Annotated in this window: 15 protein-coding genes; 4 read left to right on the top strand and 11 right to left on the bottom strand. The window is 63.5% G+C overall.

Annotation, left to right across the window (positions count from 1 at the left end; translation table 11 throughout):
* Positions 1 to 3: 3 nt before the first annotated feature.
* Positions 4 to 1,068: an ABC transporter ATP-binding protein gene (locus tag AC04SI_RS09060; RefSeq protein ID WP_404276350.1), complete on the top strand. Its 1,065-nt coding sequence runs from the start codon at positions 4 to 6 to the stop codon at positions 1,066 to 1,068.
* A 289-nt stretch (positions 1,069 to 1,357) separates the two neighbouring features.
* Here AC04SI_RS09060 and AC04SI_RS09055 read toward each other — a convergent pair whose 3' ends face one another.
* Positions 1,358 to 1,783, bottom strand: a complete 426-nt coding sequence (locus tag AC04SI_RS09055) for a hypothetical protein (RefSeq protein ID WP_488474128.1) — start codon at positions 1,781 to 1,783, stop codon at positions 1,358 to 1,360.
* 381 nt (positions 1,784 to 2,164) lie between these two features.
* Here AC04SI_RS09055 and AC04SI_RS09050 point away from each other — a divergent pair, with 381 nt between their 5' ends.
* From AC04SI_RS09050 to AC04SI_RS09040, 3 genes are all read left to right on the top strand, one after another.
* Positions 2,165 to 3,715: a cation:proton antiporter gene (locus AC04SI_RS09050; protein WP_404276346.1), complete on the top strand. Its 1,551-nt coding sequence runs from the start codon at positions 2,165 to 2,167 to the stop codon at positions 3,713 to 3,715.
* Between the two features lie 118 nt (positions 3,716 to 3,833).
* Positions 3,834 to 4,751, top strand: coding sequence for an endonuclease/exonuclease/phosphatase family protein (locus tag AC04SI_RS09045; protein ID WP_404276345.1), 918 nt, complete (start codon positions 3,834 to 3,836; stop codon positions 4,749 to 4,751).
* A gap of 7 nt (positions 4,752 to 4,758) precedes the next feature.
* The gene (locus AC04SI_RS09040; RefSeq protein ID WP_404276343.1) at positions 4,759 to 5,604 is read left to right on the top strand and encodes an EamA family transporter; all 846 of its coding nucleotides are present in this window, start codon (positions 4,759 to 4,761) and stop codon (positions 5,602 to 5,604) included.
* On the opposite strand, the gene AC04SI_RS09035 is transcribed toward AC04SI_RS09040, so the two are convergent.
* From AC04SI_RS09035 to AC04SI_RS08990, 10 genes are all read right to left on the bottom strand, one after another.
* Complete coding sequence (locus AC04SI_RS09035) at positions 5,601 to 6,818, bottom strand: MFS transporter (protein ID WP_488474127.1); 1,218 nt, start codon at positions 6,816 to 6,818, stop codon at positions 5,601 to 5,603. The genes AC04SI_RS09040 and AC04SI_RS09035 overlap by 4 nt on opposite strands.
* Positions 6,819 to 7,101: 283 nt before the next feature.
* A complete protein-coding gene (locus tag AC04SI_RS09030) occupies positions 7,102 to 7,266 on the bottom strand; it encodes a Dabb family protein (protein ID WP_404276341.1) in 165 nt (54 codons plus the stop codon).
* 16 nt (positions 7,267 to 7,282) lie between these two features.
* Positions 7,283 to 8,911, bottom strand: a complete 1,629-nt coding sequence (locus AC04SI_RS09025) for a GMC family oxidoreductase (protein WP_488474126.1) — start codon at positions 8,909 to 8,911, stop codon at positions 7,283 to 7,285.
* A 12-nt stretch (positions 8,912 to 8,923) separates the two neighbouring features.
* Positions 8,924 to 9,685 (bottom strand): 3-ketoacyl-ACP reductase, encoded by a 762-nt coding sequence (locus AC04SI_RS09020; protein ID WP_488474125.1) that lies wholly within the window; start codon positions 9,683 to 9,685, stop codon positions 8,924 to 8,926.
* A complete protein-coding gene (locus AC04SI_RS09015) occupies positions 9,682 to 11,184 on the bottom strand; it encodes a GMC oxidoreductase (RefSeq protein WP_404276336.1) in 1,503 nt (500 codons plus the stop codon). The genes AC04SI_RS09020 and AC04SI_RS09015 overlap by 4 nt, the downstream gene beginning before the upstream one ends.
* Before the next feature lie 5 nt (positions 11,185 to 11,189).
* Positions 11,190 to 12,305 carry an ABC transporter ATP-binding protein gene (locus AC04SI_RS09010; protein ID WP_404276334.1) on the bottom strand — a complete coding sequence of 372 codons (1,116 nt, stop codon included), beginning with the start codon at positions 12,303 to 12,305 and terminating at the stop codon, positions 11,190 to 11,192.
* A gap of 4 nt (positions 12,306 to 12,309) precedes the next feature.
* The gene (locus tag AC04SI_RS09005) at positions 12,310 to 13,254 is read right to left on the bottom strand and encodes a carbohydrate ABC transporter permease (protein ID WP_488474124.1); all 945 of its coding nucleotides are present in this window, start codon (positions 13,252 to 13,254) and stop codon (positions 12,310 to 12,312) included.
* Positions 13,251 to 14,210 carry a carbohydrate ABC transporter permease gene (locus tag AC04SI_RS09000; protein WP_120014963.1) on the bottom strand — a complete coding sequence of 320 codons (960 nt, stop codon included), beginning with the start codon at positions 14,208 to 14,210 and terminating at the stop codon, positions 13,251 to 13,253. The genes AC04SI_RS09005 and AC04SI_RS09000 overlap by 4 nt, the downstream gene beginning before the upstream one ends.
* A 129-nt stretch (positions 14,211 to 14,339) precedes the next feature.
* Entirely contained in the window at positions 14,340 to 15,593 is a 1,254-nt protein-coding gene (locus AC04SI_RS08995) for an ABC transporter substrate-binding protein (protein ID WP_404276333.1), read from the bottom strand.
* A 58-nt stretch (positions 15,594 to 15,651) separates the two neighbouring features.
* Positions 15,652 to 17,163 carry an aldehyde dehydrogenase family protein gene (locus tag AC04SI_RS08990; protein WP_488474123.1) on the bottom strand — a complete coding sequence of 504 codons (1,512 nt, stop codon included), beginning with the start codon at positions 17,161 to 17,163 and terminating at the stop codon, positions 15,652 to 15,654.
* Positions 17,164 to 17,178: the final 15 nt, after the last annotated feature.

Below are 17,178 nucleotides of genomic sequence, written 5' to 3'. Positions count from 1 at the left end.
GCCATGGCCGAGCCATTCCTCTCAATCCAGCATGTCCAAAAGTCCTTCGGCGCCACCACCGTGGTGCAGGATTTCAATCTCGACGTGCAGCCGGGCGAATTCGTCTCCTTCCTCGGGCCATCGGGCTGCGGCAAGACGACGGTGCTGCGCATGGTCGCCGGCTTCGAGGAGCCGAGCGCCGGCAAGATCGTCGCGGCCGGCAAGGACATCACAAGGCTCAAGCCCAACCAGCGCAATGTCGGCATGGTGTTCCAGGCCTATGCGCTGTTCCCCAACCTGACGGTCGCGCAGAACATCGCCTTCGGGCTGAAGGTCGCCGGCATGCCGAGGGCCGATGCCGACAGGCGCGTCGCCGAGATGCTGGACCTCATCAAGCTGCCGCAGATGGGCGATCGCTATCCCTACCAGCTCTCCGGCGGCCAGCAGCAGCGCATCGCGCTGGCGCGCGCGATCGCGCCGAAGCCGAAGCTCTTGCTGCTCGACGAGCCGCTGTCGGCGCTCGACGCCAAGGTGCGCGTGTCGCTGCGCGAGGAAATCCGCTCGATCCAGAAGAAGCTCGGCATCACCACCATCTTCGTCACCCACGACCAGGAAGAGGCGCTGTCGATCTCGGACCGCATCGCCGTCATGTATGGTGGCAAGGCCGAGCAGGTCGGCACGCCGTTCGAGATCTACAACCGGCCGGCAACCAAGTTCGTCGCCAACTTCGTCGGCACGCTGAATGTGCTCGAAGGCACGGTGACCGACGCCGCTTCGGGCACGGTGCGCGTCAATTCGCAAGAGGTCGCGCTCAAAGGCAAGCTCAACGGTTCCAAGTCCGGCGACACGCTGTCGCTGGCGCTGCGGCCCGAGGCGATTTCGCTCGGCCGCCAGCCCGGTCGCGATTCCAGCCTTTCGGGCGAAATCGCCGAGGTGCATTTCCTCGGCTCGGTCATCCGGGTTCGCGTCGGCATCGGCGGCAGCACGGTCTCGCTCGACACGTTCAACAGCCCGGCAACACCGCCGCCCGCCGTCGGCGAAAAGGCCGAGATTTCGTTCTCGTCGGGCGATATGCTGGTGCTGCACTAGACAAACAGCGGCGGTGTTCCGAAAGGTCGAGGCTGCAAGCCGACGCGATGAATAGCAGCGGAGAATGCTACGGCAATCACGACTGCCTCTGGCGAAGCCTATGATGAAGCAGACAAGGGCATAGCGTCCCCGACAGACCTGGAAGTCATTACGGCAAAAACAGAAGCTGCCATCAACCGGCAGATCGTCTGGGTCATCGGCATCGCCTTAACCGTCATCGACGTTATGATCGCCCCTGAAAATCTGGGCCTGACGGCCCGCTTGGCCAGCCTTCATTTTGCCTCCACGGTCAGGCCGTTTTTGCTTGGCTCCATCGCGACGGCCGCGTTTGTGCTGCTATTGTGGCTGCGGTCGCTTCCGCGCCTCTCGCGTCGTCACCTTGCTTCACAGTGATCTTTCCAAACGACGGACTACTAAATGCGTTCTTGGTTTTGTCGTAGCCCGCACAGCCTTCCTTCCCCGCCCGAATCTTCTCCCATGTGACACAGAGTTTGTTACCCTTGAGCTTCCAAGTGCCCTTTTGCTTCTCTAGCCCGGAGACGATTTCTGACGTTCCGCCCGCCTTATGACGGGCGCAGACAACTCCCGCTTTCGCGGTTATGCACAGTGTCCTTCCAATCAATTCCTCCTCGATTTGCTTGGCGGTCATCGTTTCCGCGAAAGCGTTCGGCACTAACGCGAAGACGAAACTAGAAATAATAATCAAGCGTTGCATCGTTTTCCTCCCATCGAAAGGACTCATTCTTTACGTTGCGGAGCGTTTTGTCAATTTAGAAGTCTGAACGAGAACTATAGAATACGAAATGTGCCCCCTTTAACCAAGTAACGGATACAGGCGCTTTCGCCAAAATCCCGCCCAAGGCGAAGAGAAAATGCAACGATTGCTTTCACCTTACCTCTACCGGGATCGCAACGCCATCGAGCGCACGTTCTGCGGCGCATCGCCACCGTTGCGATCCTCTCGCGCAGAATTTCTTCGCCGTCTGCATCGGCGTAACCGTCAGCTATTGGTTGTGAGTCCGGACCTAGGGACAATCAACAGCATCTTGCCGCATTGCCACTGCCAACTACCCCGCTTCGCCGCTACGATGGGGATATGGCGCTTTTCGAACTGACCCTCGTCCTGCTCCTGATCGCTGTTGCGCTGACTGCGGTGTCGCGGCGTCTGGAGATACCCTATCCATCCCTGCTGGCTCTGGCAGGCGCCGGGATTGCGTTCGTGCCCGGGGCGCCGACGATCGAGATCGACCCGGAACTGGCGCTTGCGCTGTTCATCGCGCCGGTGCTGCTCGATGCGGCCTATGACACGTCGCTGCGCGATCTCAACCGCTACCGGCTGCCACTCGTGGCGCTGGCGCTCGGCGCCGTCATCTTCACCACCGCAGCCGTTGCCTTCGTCGGCTGGAAAATGGCCGGGCTGCCGATAGCCGCGGCGATAGCGCTTGGCGCCATCGTCGCACCGCCGGACGCGGTGGCGGCGAGCGCCGTGCTCGGGCAATTCAAGGTGCCGCATCGGATCACGGCCATCCTGCAGGGCGAGAGCCTGCTCAACGATGCCACCGCGCTCCTGATCTACCGGCTGGCGGTATCGGCAACGCTCGGCTCGATCATGCTGAGCAACGCCATTCCGACGATCCTGCTGTCGACGATCGGCAGCCTGGTCGCGGGTTATGTGCTTGGCCGCTTCTCGCTGCTCACGCTTACCCGCATCGAAGACGCGGCGAGCAGCACGGTGGTGCAATTCGCCGGGACATTCGGCGTCTGGATCCTGGCAGACAGGCTGGGGCTTTCCGCCATCATCACCATCGTCGTCTACGCCATGACCATCGCACGCACCGCACCGCGCCTGATGTCGGCGAGGAGACGCGTCAGCACCTATTCGGTCTGGGAGTCGGCGGTGTTCGTGCTCAACGTGCTGGCCTTCGTGCTGATGGGCCTGCAGGCACGGTCGATCGTCGGCCGGTTGGCCGGGGAAGGGCAGGCCGAAGCATTCGTCTTCGCCGCAACGGTGCTGGCCGTGGTCATCGTATCGCGTCTCGTCTGGGTTATGAGCTACGGTGTGATCATCAGATGGCTCGCTCGCTTCGGCAGTGCCGAGCGGCGAAGGGAAGCGCCAACTGTTCGCGGCGGCGTGCTTATCGGCTGGTGCGGCATGCGTGGGCTGGTGACATTGGTGGCGGCGTTCGCCTTGCCGGCCGATTTTCCCGGCCGCGATCCGATCGTGCTCGCCGCTTTCGCGGTTGTTCTCGGCACGCTGGTGCTGCAAGGCATCACCCTGAAGCCGCTGCTGCGCTGGCTTGACCTCGATCCGGACAGTACGGTCGATCGCGAGGTGGCGCAGGCACGCGTGGCCATCATGGAGGCGGCGCTTAGTGTATTGAGCGGCAAGACATCGAATGCGGCTGCCGCGGTGCGCGAGCAATATACGGCCCAGCGGACGATCGCGGAAAACCCGGAAAACGCGCAGGCGGCGACGGAGTATGACCGGCTGCGTCTCTATGCCATCAACAGTCAGCGCGACGCTCTCGAAGAATTGCGCCGCAACGGCACGATAGGCGACGAGGCCTATCACCGTCTGGAGGAGGAGATCGACTGGTCCGAACTGGCGGCCTCTCCAGCCGGGCGGTTCCAACCGCTGACAACCTAGATCGGGAAAGAGAAAGCCGAACACTGGTCACATCTGGCCCAGCCCCGGCGTTGGTGCGGTCCATTGCAAGGCCTTCGCCGAACCGCTACTGCCATCACGAAATTGAGCCGGATAAGCAATGAAGCTCGTCAGCTACAACATCCAGTACGGCTTCGGCGGCGATGGCCGCTACGACCTCGCGCGCTGTGCCAAGATCGTTGCCGGCGCCGACATCATCGCCTTGCAGGAGGTGGAGCGGCACTGGCAGCGCACAAACGAGGACGATCAGCCGGAACTTCTTTCCCGGTTGTTGCCCGGCTATCACTGGGTCTATGGCCCGGCCTTCGACATGGATGCGAGCCAGGAACGCGATGGCCGCATGGTCACCCGTCGCCGGCAGTTCGGCACCATGCTGCTGTCCAGGCTGCCGATCGTCTGGTCGCGCCTGCACACGCTGCCGCTGCGCCGCACGCTGCGGCCGCTCAACACCCGCAATGCGGCACTCGAATGCATGATCCGTACCCCAGCCGGGCCGGTTCGGTTCCTCTCGCTGCATCTCGCCCACATCGCCGCTGAGGAGCGGCTGGAGCAGATCGACTATCTGCTCAACGAACATCGCCGGGCGCCGTCCGATGGCGGTCCCTGGAGCGGCGCCGACGATGAGCCCGAGCGCAACTGGAGCAATGGCGAGCCCGAGCCGGAGAACCCGCTCGCCGCGATCTGGCTGGGTGATTTCAATATGGAGCCCGGGAGCGCCGAATACCGGCGCATCGTCGGCAGCACGCCGTATCATCGGGGTGCCGCGTATCTCGACGGCTTTGTCGATGCCACCGCCGTTGCCGCCGAGCCAGTGGCGGATTTCCATACGCATGTGAAGACGATCGACGGCAAAGTGACCAAGCGCCGGCTCGACCATTGCTTCGTCGGCGGCACTTTTGCGGATCGCGTGCGTTCGGTCAGGGCCGACATCGGCGAGATCGCCTCGGACCATTTTCCGCTGCGTGTCGACATCGACCTGGAGACGCCGCTCGCCGCTGCGACAGCCGGAGGCGGATGAGGCAGCAATGACCTTGTTCGTCTTCTTCGCGGTCCTTGCCGCCGCCGCCATGCACGCGATCTGGAACGCGCTGGTCAAGGTGCATCTCGATCGCTTCCTGTCGATTACGCTGATGACGCTCGGCATGGGCGCGGCAGGACTGGTGGTGCTGCCTTTCGTCGAGGTGCCGAAGGCCGAAGTGTGGCCCTACATCATCGCTTCGGTGATCTTCCACATGGGCTACCGAACCTTCCTCATCGGCGCTTACAGGGCCGGCGATTTCGCCCAGACCTATCCGCTGGCGCGCGGCACGGCGCCGCTGCTCGCCGCACTCGGCGGCATGGTGGTGGTCAAGGAGGTGCCGGCACCGCTTGCCATCCTCGGCATTCTGCTGTTGTCGGCCGGCACTGTGGTGATGTCGTTTCGCGGCGGCGCGCATCTGGAGCGGCTCAATCTGCGCGCGGTCGGTTTTGCGCTCGGCACCTCGATCTTCATCGCCAGCTATACGCTGTCCGACGGCAGCGGCGCGCGGCTCGCCGCTACCGCACAGAGCTATGCCGCCTGGCTGTTCATCTGCGATGCCATCGGGGCGCTGGTACTGTGCCTCATCTTCCGTGGACGCCAAGCGCTGCCGGTGCTGGCGCGCGACTGGAAGGCGGGTCTGTTCACCGGCGTGCTCAGCGGTGCCGCCTACTGGATCGTCATGTGGGCGATGACCAAGGCGCCGATCGCCTCGGTCGCCTCGCTGCGCGAGACCTCCATCCTGTTCGCCATGTTGATCTCGGTCTTCGCGCTGGGCGAAAAGATGACGGGCTGGCGGGGTGCCGCCGCGCTCAGCATCGTCGCCGGCGTCGTGGCGCTCAGGCTGGGTTAGCCAAGCACCGTCATCACCTGGCCGCGCCGTTCCGGACTGAAGCGGATGACGACGATGATGCAGACCGCGACCATGCCCGCGAAAAGCGCCAGCGCGTAGCCGTAGCTGCCGCCCGGAGCCTCAGCGATGCCTGCCTGGTAAGGACCGCCATAGGAGGCCGCGAGATTGCCGGCCTGGTAGATGAAGCCGGGCAAGGTCGCGCGCACGGCGCCGGGCGAAAGCTCGTTGAGGTGCACCGGAATGACGCCCCAGGCGCCCTGGACCGCGACCTGCATGATGAAGGCGCCGATGGCCAGCATGAAGGGCGTGGTCGAGTAGGCCCACAGCGGAATCGACGGCAAGGCGATCAAACAGGCGATGGTGATTGCATTGACGCGGCCGATCTTCTCGGACAGCGCGCCGAACGCCAGGCCACCGACGATGGCGCCGATGTTGGCGACGATGGTGATCCAGCTCACCGTATGCGGGTCGAAGCCATGCTGCTTCTTCAGGAAGGTCGGGTAGAGGTCCTGGGTGCCATGGCTGAAGAAGTTGAAGAACATCATCAGCACCACCGCATAGAGCGCGACGCCCCAGTGCTTTTGCAGCGTTTCCAGGAGCCCCGGCCTGGCCGTTTTCTGTGCGTCGACGAAGGCCGGTGATTCCGGCACATGGGAGCGGATGAACAGGACGATCAGTGCCGGCAGGAAGCTGAGCAGGAACATGGCCCGCCAGCCGATCGTATAGCCGCCGATCGTTTGCTGATAGAGCAAGCCATAGACCACTGCCGCCAGCAGGTAGCCGGCCGGATAGCCGCACTGCAGGATGCCCGAGACCATGCCGCGTGCGCTGGGCGGGATGGACTCCATGGCGAGCGAACTCCCGAGCCCCCATTCGCCGCCCATGGCGATGCCGAACAAGGCGCGCAACGCCAGGAAGATGCCGAGATTGGGCGAGAAGGCGGCCAGTGCGCCGATCACCGAATAGCTGACGATGTTGAGCATCAGGATCGGCTTGCGGCCGTATTTGTCGGCGAGCATGCCGAAGAAGAATGCGCCGATGAAGCGCGTCGCCAGTGTCAGGAACAGCGCCTTGGAGACGGCCGGCACGTCAGCATGGAATTCAGTTGCAATATCCGTGAGCAGGAATGTCAGAAGGAAGAAATCAAAGGCGTCCAGGGTCCAGCCCAGAAATGACGCCAGTACGGTTTTCTTCTGCTGCGAATTAAGGGGCAAATTGTTCCTCCTTCCATCTTCACGGATGCGAGGAACTATCGGCCAGTTTGCGTAAGGCCGGTGGTCACTTTTTCGCGCGGCTCATGTGATCGAACGCCGCCTGGAATGACAGGTCCGGGACGCAGCTCGAGGATTGGTTCTAGATTTCCAGATCGAAGACCATCAGCCCGTCGGTGTCACCTTCAAGCGCCGCGACCAGGCGAGCGCCGGCGCGCTGATGCGCTTCGTGCACCAGATAGGCGTCGCGGCAGGCGGCGTCACGGAAGTCGATGGTGAAGCCGTGCTAGAAGCCGCGCGCAAACGGTTCGGGGCTAACATTGGCGCTGAATTTTACCACATCCATGCCATCGATCGCCCAGCGCAGCGCTTCGAGATCGGCGTGGATCGCCGCGCGTTCGGCGTCGGCGACATCGCTGCGGAAGCGGACGAAGACACAGTGCCTGATCATATTTTTGTCCCTCCGATTACGCTGCGCGGTTTCCAGAGAAAACAGCCGGCGGCAGCGGCTCGCGGCCAAGGATCAGGTCGGCGCCCTTTTCGCCGACCATGATGGTCGGCGCGTTGGTGTTGGAGGAGGGGACGCGCGGCATTACCGAAGCATCGCAGACGCGCAGGCCGTCGATGCCGCGCAGCCTGAGGTCGGGTGTCACCACGGCCATCTCGTCATGGCCCATGCGGCAGGTGCCGACCGGATGATGATCGGTCTTGGAACTGCGGCAGGCATAGTCGAACAGTTCGTCGTCGCTCTGCAGGGTAGGGCCGGGCAGCACTTCGCGCAGGACATAGGGTTGCAGCGCCTTCTGGCGCATGATCTCGCGCGCCAGCCGGAGTCCCTTGATCGACATGTCGCGGTCATAGGGATCGGACCAGTAGTTCGGGTCGATCATCGGGTGGTCGGCCGGGTCGGCGCTCTTCAGCCGCACCGTGCCACGCGAGCGTGGGCGCAGGAAGGCCGAGTTCAGCGTCACGCCCGGATTCCTAAGCTTCTCGACGCCGGCCTCGATGCCGGAGCCGAGGCCGAGATGGAACTGGATGTCGGGTGAGGCGGCGGTCGGGTCGGCGTACCAGAAGCCGCCGGTCTCGAACAGGCTGGAGGCCACCGGGCCTTTCTTCAATAGCAGATATTGCAGGCCGGCCCATGCCGTGCGGTGCAGCTTGGCGTAGTTGTCATAGGTGTGGTCGCCGGTGCATTCGGCGATGACGAACAGGTCGAGATGGTCCTGCATGTTGGAGCCGACGCCGGGCAGGTCGTGCACCGGCGTCACGCCGACCGCTTTCAGATGATCGGCCGGGCCGATGCCCGACTGCATGAGAAGCTTGGGCGAGCCGATGGCACCGGAAGAGACGATCACCTCGCGCTCGGCGCGCAGGATTTTTGTCTCGCCGCCGGGCTTATCGACGATCTCGACGCCGATGGCGCGGCCCTTCTCGACGACGATGCGGGTGACCAGCACGTCCGTCCTGACGGTGAGGTTCTTGCGGGCGCGGATCGGCTTCAGATAGGCGACCGAGGCGGAAGATCGTCGCGCGTCCTTCTGGGTGAGCTGATAATAGCCGACGCCTTCCTGGCTGGCGCCGTTGAAGTCGGGATTGAAAGGAATGCCCATCTCCTGGCCGGCGCGGAAATAGGCCTCACAGATCGGCAGCGGCGAAATCGGGTTGGAGACGCCGAGCGGACCCTGTTCGCCATGAAAGTCGTTGGCATAGCGCTGGTTGTTCTCGGCGCGCTTGAAATAGGGCAGCACGTCGCGATAGCCCCAGCCTGCAAGGCCTTCCTCCTTCTCCCAGGCGTCGTAGTCGCGGGCGTTGCCGCGCGTGTAGATCTGGGCGTTGATGGAGGAGCCGCCGCCGACCACCTTGGCCTGCGTATACCAGAAGACGCGGTCCTTCATGTTTTTCTGCGGCACGGTCGACCAGCCCCAGGAGGCGATGCCCTTGGTCATTTTGGCGAAGCCCGCCGGCATGTGGATCAGCGGGTGCCAGTCCTTGCCACCTGCCTCGAGCAGCAGAACCGAATTCGAGGGATCCTCGCTCAGCCGGTTGGCGAGAACGCAACCGGCCGGGCCGGCGCCAACGATTATGTAGTCGGTCATGGTCTCATCCGTTCAGAGCCTCGGCACCGAAAGCGCGCCGTCGACATTGATGATCGAGCCGGTGGAAAAGCCGAGCTTGCCGCCGGCAAGGGCGGCCACCACGGCGCCGATATCGCCTGCTTCGCCCCAGCGCTTGGCCGGCACCAGACCGCCGTCGATCAGCTTGTCGTATTTGGCGGCGACGCCTGCCGTCATGTCGGTGCGGATGATGCCCGGCCGCAGCTCGAACACGCCGATGTTCTCGGCGGCGAGCCTTAGCGCCAGATTCTTCACCCACATCGACAGCCCCGCCTTGGAAATGCAGTAGTCGGAGCGTTCCGGCGAGGCCATTTCGGCGCTGACCGAGGTGACGGTGATGATCGATTTCGGATGGCCGCCAGGTGCTGCCAGCATTGCCTTGGCGACGGCTTGGCTGAGGAAGACCGTGCCGCGCAGATTGATGTCGAGCGTGCGGTCGAAATTCTCCGGCTTCAGGTCCAGCAGGTCGCCACGCACCACGGCGCCGACGCCGGCATTGTTGACCAGGCAGTCGATGCGGCCGAAGGCGTTCGTTGCAGCGTCGACCAATGCGGCGTGGCCGTCGAGATTGGCGATGTCGCAGCGATGATAGGCGAATGCCGCGCCACGCGCGGTGATGTTGGCAGCAAGTCCTTCGTCGGCCTTTTCGGCGAGGTCGGCGACAAGAATATCGAAGCCGGCATCGGCCAGCGCTTCGGCGCAGGCCAGTCCAATGCCGCGCGCGCCGCCGGTGACAATGACTGCCGGGCGGGTCATGCGGCAAGCTCCGTCTTGCGGATATGATCGGCGACGCGCAGTGCCTGGGCGGCGATCGACAATGCCGGGTTGACGGCCGCCGAGTTGGGCAGGAAACCGCCGTCGACGACGAACAGGTTCTGGTGGTCGAAAGCGCGGCAGAACGGGTCGAGCGGCGACGTCGCCGGATCGTTGCCCATCTTCACGGTGCCGCACTGGTGCGACGGCGTGCGCTTGTCGAAAGGGCGCGACAGCACGATCGGATAGCCGCAGGCGCGGAAGTTTTCGCGCATTACCTTGGTCAGGCCTTCTAGCGACTGCATGTTGGAGCGCCGCCACTGCATGACGATGTCCTTGCCGTCGACCATGATGCGGCTTTCGGGATCGGGCAGGTCCTCGCACATCAGATACCAGTCGACGGCGTGGCCGGCCATGAAGTCGAGCGCGAATTTCGGCGCCAGTTTCACGTTCGCCCTGAGCATGTTGCCGTCGATCTTGCCGAGAAGCTGGACGTTGCCCAGCGGCTTGCCGCCCTTGCCGTCCGACAGATAGTAGTCGTTGAGCATCAGCGTCTTCTGGTAGACAGCGTCGTTCCTTCGGCGTGGATCGATCGCCAGCATGGCGCTCGAATTGTGGTTCATGAAGTTGCGGCCGACCTGATCGGAAGAGTTCGCGAGGCCCTTGCCATTGGGGGAGGGCGAGCGCAGCAGGATCACGGCGGAATTGACCGCTCCTGCTGAGAGGATGACCAGCTTCGGCGAGATTTTCTTCAGCGCGCCGTTCTGGCGGTAATGGACGGCGGCGATGGTTTTGCTGTCGGCCGAGGCTTCGAGATGCTCGACGTAGGCGCCGGTCTCGAGCCGGATGTTCTCGTCCGTCAGCGCCGCCGTCAGCGGGCCGGACTGCGCATCGATCTTGCCCTGGCCGGTGTTGGGGAAAGCATCCCAGCCCGTCTTGCCGTCCTTCAGCCAGGCGTCGATGTCGACGCCGAGGGGCAGCGAAGCGGGATGCAGGCCGAGTCCCTTCAGTTCGGCGCGTGCTCGCGCGATCGGCGCCTCATCGGGTACCGGCTTGAAGGCATAAGGGATCGAGTGGAAGGGCTCGGTCGGGTCCTCGCCAAGTGTGCCGCGGACGCGAAACAGCTGCTCGGCTTTCGAATACCAGGGCTCGAGCTCGTCATAAGAAAACGGCCAGGCCGGCGAGATGCCGCCGAAATGCTCCATGGCTGAAAAGTCTTCCTTGCGGTAGCGGATCAGCACCGCGCCATAGAATTTCGAATTGCCGCCGACATAGTAGTAGTTGCCCGGATTGAAGGCAGCACCGCCGGCCTCGCGCCACATCTCCTTCGGCCGATAATGGCCGTCGACGAAGATGGCGCGGGTGTCGCGCGTCTCGGGCGTCGCCGGCAGCTTCTCGCCGCGCTCCAGCATCAGGATCGAAGCACCGCTGCCGGCAAGGCCGGAGGCGATCGTGGCGCCGCCGATGCCGGAGCCGATGATGACGATATCGGGGTTTGCCATGGCCGTCAGAGAATGCGCTTCTCGGTCGCCGGGTCGAAGAACACTGCCTTGGTCAGGTTGAAGGCGAGCGGCGTGATGGTGCCCGGCTGGATCTTGGCATCGGCGCGCAGCCGCGCCACCACGGCCTTGCCGCCGAGATTGGTGACCGCAAACGTGTCGGAACCGGCCGGCTCGATCACTTCGATGTGGCAATCGGCGGTGGCTATGTTCGACGCATTGCGCTCGGCGCCTTCCGGATCGGTCAGCGCTTCCGGGCGGACGCCGAAGATGATCGGCTTGTCCTTGAACGCCGACAGGCCTGTCGGCGCACCGGCGAGCGGCAGCGAGATCGGCTCACGCCCGTCGCGTTGCAGCACCACCGACAAGGCAGAGCCATTGCCGCCGATCGTCGCCGGCACCAGATTCATCGCCGGCGAGCCCATGAAGTCGGCGACGAAGATGTTGGTCGGGTTGTTGTAGATCTCGGCCGGCGTGCCGAACTGCTGCACCTCGCCGTCGCGCATCACAGCGATCTTGGTCGCCAGCGTCATCGCCTCGATTTGGTCGTGGGTGACGTAGACGATGGTGGTCCCGGTAGTGGCATGCAGACGCTTGATCTCGATGCGCATGTCGACGCGTAGCTTGGCGTCGAGGTTCGAGAGCGGCTCGTCGAACAGGAACAGTTTCGGATCGCGCACCAGCGCCCGGCCCATGGCGACGCGCTGGCGCTGGCCGCCGGAAAGCTGGCTCGGCTTGCGCTGCAGCAGGTGGCCGATCTGCAGCACCTTGGCCACCTTGTCGATCGCCTTCTGGCGCTCGTCGGCCGGCACGCCGCGCATCTCCATGCCGAAGGAGATGTTTCCGGCCACGGTCATGTTCGGATAGAGCGCATAGCTTTGGAACACCATGGCGATGTCGCGCTTGGACGGGTGGAGATCGTTGATCGCCCGGCCGTCGACGCGGATCTCGCCCTCGGTGATGGTCTCCAGCCCGGCGATGGTGTTGAGCAGCGTGGACTTGCCGCAGCCCGACGGGCCGACCAGCACCAGGAAGCCGCCTTTTTCGAGCTCGACATCGATGCCCTTCAGGATCTCGACCGTCCCGAAACGCTTCCTCAGCCCATCAATTTCCAGAAAAGCCATCAGATTATCCTTTGACCGCGCCGGCCATCAGCCCGCGCACGAAATAGCGGCCGGCGACGACGTAGACGAGAAGGGTGGGAAGGGCGGCGATCATCGCTGCCGCCATGTTGACGTTGTATTCGACGACACCGGTCGAGGTGTTGACGACGTTGTTCAGAGCCACCGTCATCGGCATCGCGTCACCGGTACCGGCATAGGCGGAGGCGAACAGGAAGTCGTTCCAGATGTTGGTGAACTGATAAATGACGGTGACGACGAAGATCGGCATCGAGTTCGGCAGCATGATGCGCCGGAAGATCTGGAAGAAGGAGGCGCCGTCGACCTGCGCCGCCTTGATCAGTTCGGTTGGGAAGGCCTCGTAGTAGTTGCGGAAGAACAAAGTGGTGAAGCCGAGACCGTAGACGACGTGGACGAAGACGAGGTTGACGGTCGGATTGCCCAGGCCGAAGGAGAACCCGGTCGAATTCTGCAGCGTCACGCCGAAACGGCCGAGGCTGCCGAGAATGGTCGCCATCGGCAACAGCACCGACTGGAACGGGATGAAGCAGGCGAACAGCATCAGTCCGAAGACCAGCGTGTGGCCGCGAAAGCGCCACTTGGTCAGCACATAGCCGTTGAGCGCGCCGAGCAGGGTCGACATCAGAACCGCCGGGACTACCATCTTGATGGAGTTCCAGAAATAGCCCTTGATGCCGGCGCAGGTCAGGCCGACGCAGGTCTCTCCCCAGGCCTTGAACCACGGTTCGAGGGTCGGCGACTGCGGCAGCGCCAGCATGTTGCCGTTCTGGATCTCGTCCATGGTCTTGAACGAGGTGACCAGCATGACGAAGAGCGGCATCAGGTAGAACAGTGCGAACAGCGCCAGCAGCCCGTAGATGACGATGCGGTTGACGGTCCTGGCGCTGATGCCGGTGCTGGCCTCGCGGGCAGGTGAGGTGACGGCGCTCATCGCGGTCTCTCCCTGAGTTCGGAATAGAGATAGGGCACGATGATCGCGGTGATGGTCATCAGCATGATCACGGCGCTGGCCGAACCGACCGCCATCTCGTTGCGCTTGAAGGTGAACTCATACATGAAGTTGGACGGCAGCCAGGCCGAGCCGCCCGGCCCGCCGCTGGTCAGCGCCACCACAAGGTCATAGGACTTGATGGCGAGGTGCGCGAGCACGATGAAGGCCGACAGGAACACCGGCCTGAGCAGCGGAATGACGATGCGGCGATAGAGCTGGAAGGTGGTGGCGCCGTCGATCTGCGCTGCCTTCATGATCTCGCCGTCGATGCCGCGCAGGCCGGCCAGGAACATCGCCATGATGAAGCCGGAGGCCTGCCAGACGCCGGCGATGACCACCGTGTAGATGACGAAATCCTTGTTCTTGATCCAGTCGAAATGGAAGCTCGTCCAGCCCCACTGGTGCAGCGTCTGCTCGAGGCCGAGGCCGGGATCGAGGAACCATTTCCAGGCGACGCCGGTGACGATGAAGGACAGCGCCATCGGATAGAGGTAGATCGGCCTCAGTACGCCTTCGCCGCGGATCTTCTGGTCGAGCAGGATGGCCAGGAACAGGCCGAGCGCCAGGCAGATGAAGATGTAGAGGAAACCGAAAATACCCATATTGGTAATCGAGGTGTACCAGCTCGACGGCGGGTCGCTCTCGAAGGTCCAGCGCCACAGCCGCTGATAGGCGCGTGGTCCGGTGATGGCGTAGGACGGGAAGGTCTTGGAATTGGTGAAGGACAGATAGATCGTCCACAGGATGAAGCCGTAGACGAAGATGACGGTGGCGGCGAAACTGGGCGCCAGCACGATCTTCGGCAAAGCGTCCTGCAGCCGCGAGCGGACGGAGGCGCCTGGGCGCGCATTGTGCTCCGGCGTCAGCTTGATCTTGGTTTCGGCAACCGTGCTCATTGGCTCATCCAGTACCGGTTCGTGCGGAGGCTCGCCGGCGCACGAATGCACCGATCAAAGCAGCCTCAAACCCTGCATCGGGGGCCTTCCCCGCCTGCGCGGGGAAGGCCCTTTCAGGTGGCGAAAGCCTTACTTGGCGTCGTCGATTGCCTTGACCAGCTCGGTCACGGCCTCGTCCGAGGTCTTGATCTGACCGTGGACGAACTTCGAGACGACATCCTTGTAGGCATTGGCGACGGCCGGTGGTGCGCCATAGCCCTGGGCCAGCGAGCCGAACAGCGTGCCGCCATCATTGGCGGCCTTAAGGTCGGCCATGCCCTTCTTGCCGCAAGCGTCGAAGTCGGTGTCCGGCACGTCGGTACGGGCCGGAACCGAACCCTTGACGACGTTGAAGGCCGACTGGAAGCTCTTGGACAGCGTGGCGGTGGCCAACGCGACCTGGGCGGCCTTGCGGTCGTCCGGAACGTTGAACATGCCGAACATGTCGGAGTTGTAGATCACGCTGCCGTCGGTGCCCGGGAAGCGATAGCACAGGAAGTCGGTGCCCGGGGTCTTTTTGGCGGCGTTGAACTCGCCCTTGGCCCAGTCGCCCATGACCTGAACCAGCGCATCGCCCTTGATGACCATGGCGGTGGCGAGGTTCCAGTCACGGCCCGAGAAGTTCGGGTCGACATAGGTGACCAGCTTGGCGAGGTTGTCGAACGACTTCTTCATCGTGTCGGACTTCAGCGATTCCTCATCGAGGTCGTTGAAGGCCTTCTTGTAGAACTCCGGTCCGCCGGTCGACAGTACGACCGAGTCGAACATGGTGGCTTCCTGCCAGTTCTGGCCGCCGAGAGCGAGCGGGATGACGCCGCCTGCCTTGGCCTTGTCGAGTAGCGCAACGAAGTCGTCGAAGGTCTTCGGCTCGGTGCCGCCGATCTTGTCCATCACCGCCTTGTTGATCCACAGCCAGTTGACCGAATGGACGTTGACCGGAGCCGCGACCCATTTGCCGTCATAGACCGAGAATTTCTGCAGGGCCGCCGGAACGGACTTGTCCCAGCCTTCCTTCTTCGCGGTCTCGGTCAGGTCGCCCATGACGCCGGCGGCAGCATAGTCGAGCACGGTGTAGCCGAGCATCTGCGAGGCGGTCGGGTAATTGCCGGCCGCGACCATGGCCTTCAGCGCGGTCATGGCAGCGTCGCCGCCACCACCGGCCACCGGCACGTCCTTCCAGGCAAAGCCTTCCTTGGACAGATCCTCCTTGAGGACGTTCAGAGCAGCCGCTTCGCCGCCCGACGTCCACCAATGCAGCATCTGCACTTCCTTGACGTCCTCGGCATGCGCCGAGAACACAAAGCTCGACGCAAGAGCCGTTCCGATAAGCAGTTTGCGCAACATGTACTTCCTCCCTTGTTGCATGCACATAACCGGCGGATGTCCGCCGGGGTCTCCCAACTCAGCCGACCCACCATCCGGTGCGCTGGCCGCGATGAAACTGGATTGTCTTTTCCTCGGTATAGTCCTCGACGGCGCGCTTGCCGAGTTCGCGTCCGAGACCGGACTGCTTGTAGCCGCCGAAAGGCAGTTCGGGATAACCTTCCATGAACGTGTTCACCCAAACGGTCCCCGAACGCACATTCCGCGCCACCGACATGCAGGTGTCGATGCTGGCACTCCACACGCCTGCCGACAAACCATAGGGCGTGTTGTTGGCGATGTGCAACGCCTTTTCAATCGATTCAAAAGTCAGCACGGAAAGCACCGGGCCGAACACCTCTTCGCGCGCGATCGCCATGTCCTCGGTCACGCCGCGAATGATGGTTGGGTCAAGGTATTGGCCAGCATTGGACGCCAGCTGCTTACCGCCGCTGTAGACGCTGCTGCCGTCGCTTGCCGCCGCCGTTACATAGCCGGCTACCTTGGTGAGATGGTCGGACGAGATCATGGCGCCGACCTTGGTGCGGTCATCGAGCGGATCGCCGACGGTCACCTTGGCGGTGAGCGCCTTGACCGCCAAGAGGAAGTCGTCGGCGATCGCTTCATGGACGATCAACCGGCTGCCGGCGTTGCAGCATTCCCCGGCGTTGAAGAAGCCGCCGAATACGGCTGCGTCGGCGGCCGCATCGAGGTCGGCATCCGGGAAGACGATCTGGCCGTTCTTGCCGCCGAGTTCCATCGATACTTTCTTCAGCGAGTTGGCGGCCGAGGCCATGGTCGTCTTGCCGACGCGGGTGGAGCCGGTGAACGACACCATTTCGACCAATGGATGGCTGACCATCGGCGCGCCGACATCGCCGCCCAGGCCAGCGAGGATGTTGACGACACCATTTGGCAGGCCCGCCTGCATCAGGATATCGCCGAGGACGAAGGTCGAGGCCGAGGTCATCTCGCTCGGCTTGACCACGGCCGTGCAGCCGGCGGCAAGCGCGAAAGGCAATTTCTGGCTGACGATCAGGAAGGGGAAATTCCACGGCGTGATGATCGAGACGACGCCGATCGGCTCGCGCAGCACGACGCCCAGCATGGTATCGCCGAGATTGGCGTAGCTCTCGCCGTGCAGCGTGCGGGCAAGCGCGGCGGCATAGCGCCAGATGTCGACGGCGCCACCGATCTCGCCGCGCGCCTGGGCGATCGGCTTGCCGGATTCCAGCGCATCGAGCCGGGCGATGTCTTCCAGTTGGGCCTCGAACAGGTCGGCGGCCTTGAGCAGGATCGCGGCGCGCTCGGAAGCTTTCATGCGCGGCCATGGGCCGGTCTCGAATGCCTTGTGCGCGGCCTGGACCGCCGCCTCGACTTCCGCCTCGCCGGCCTGCGCATAGCGCGAAACAATGAAGCCGTGGCCGGGGCTGTTGCGCTCAAGCGTGCGGCCGTCGCGAGCTTCGACATGCTTGCCGTCGATCAGCAGCCGGTAGCTCTTCGGCGCGGCGGATGCCTCGGCGGGCATGGCGATGTTGAGGGGCGCGTTCATAGGATTTCCACTCTT

Source organism: Mesorhizobium sp. CNPSo 4689, from assembly GCF_057784325.1.
This window is presented reverse-complemented; position numbering and strand designations above follow the sequence as displayed.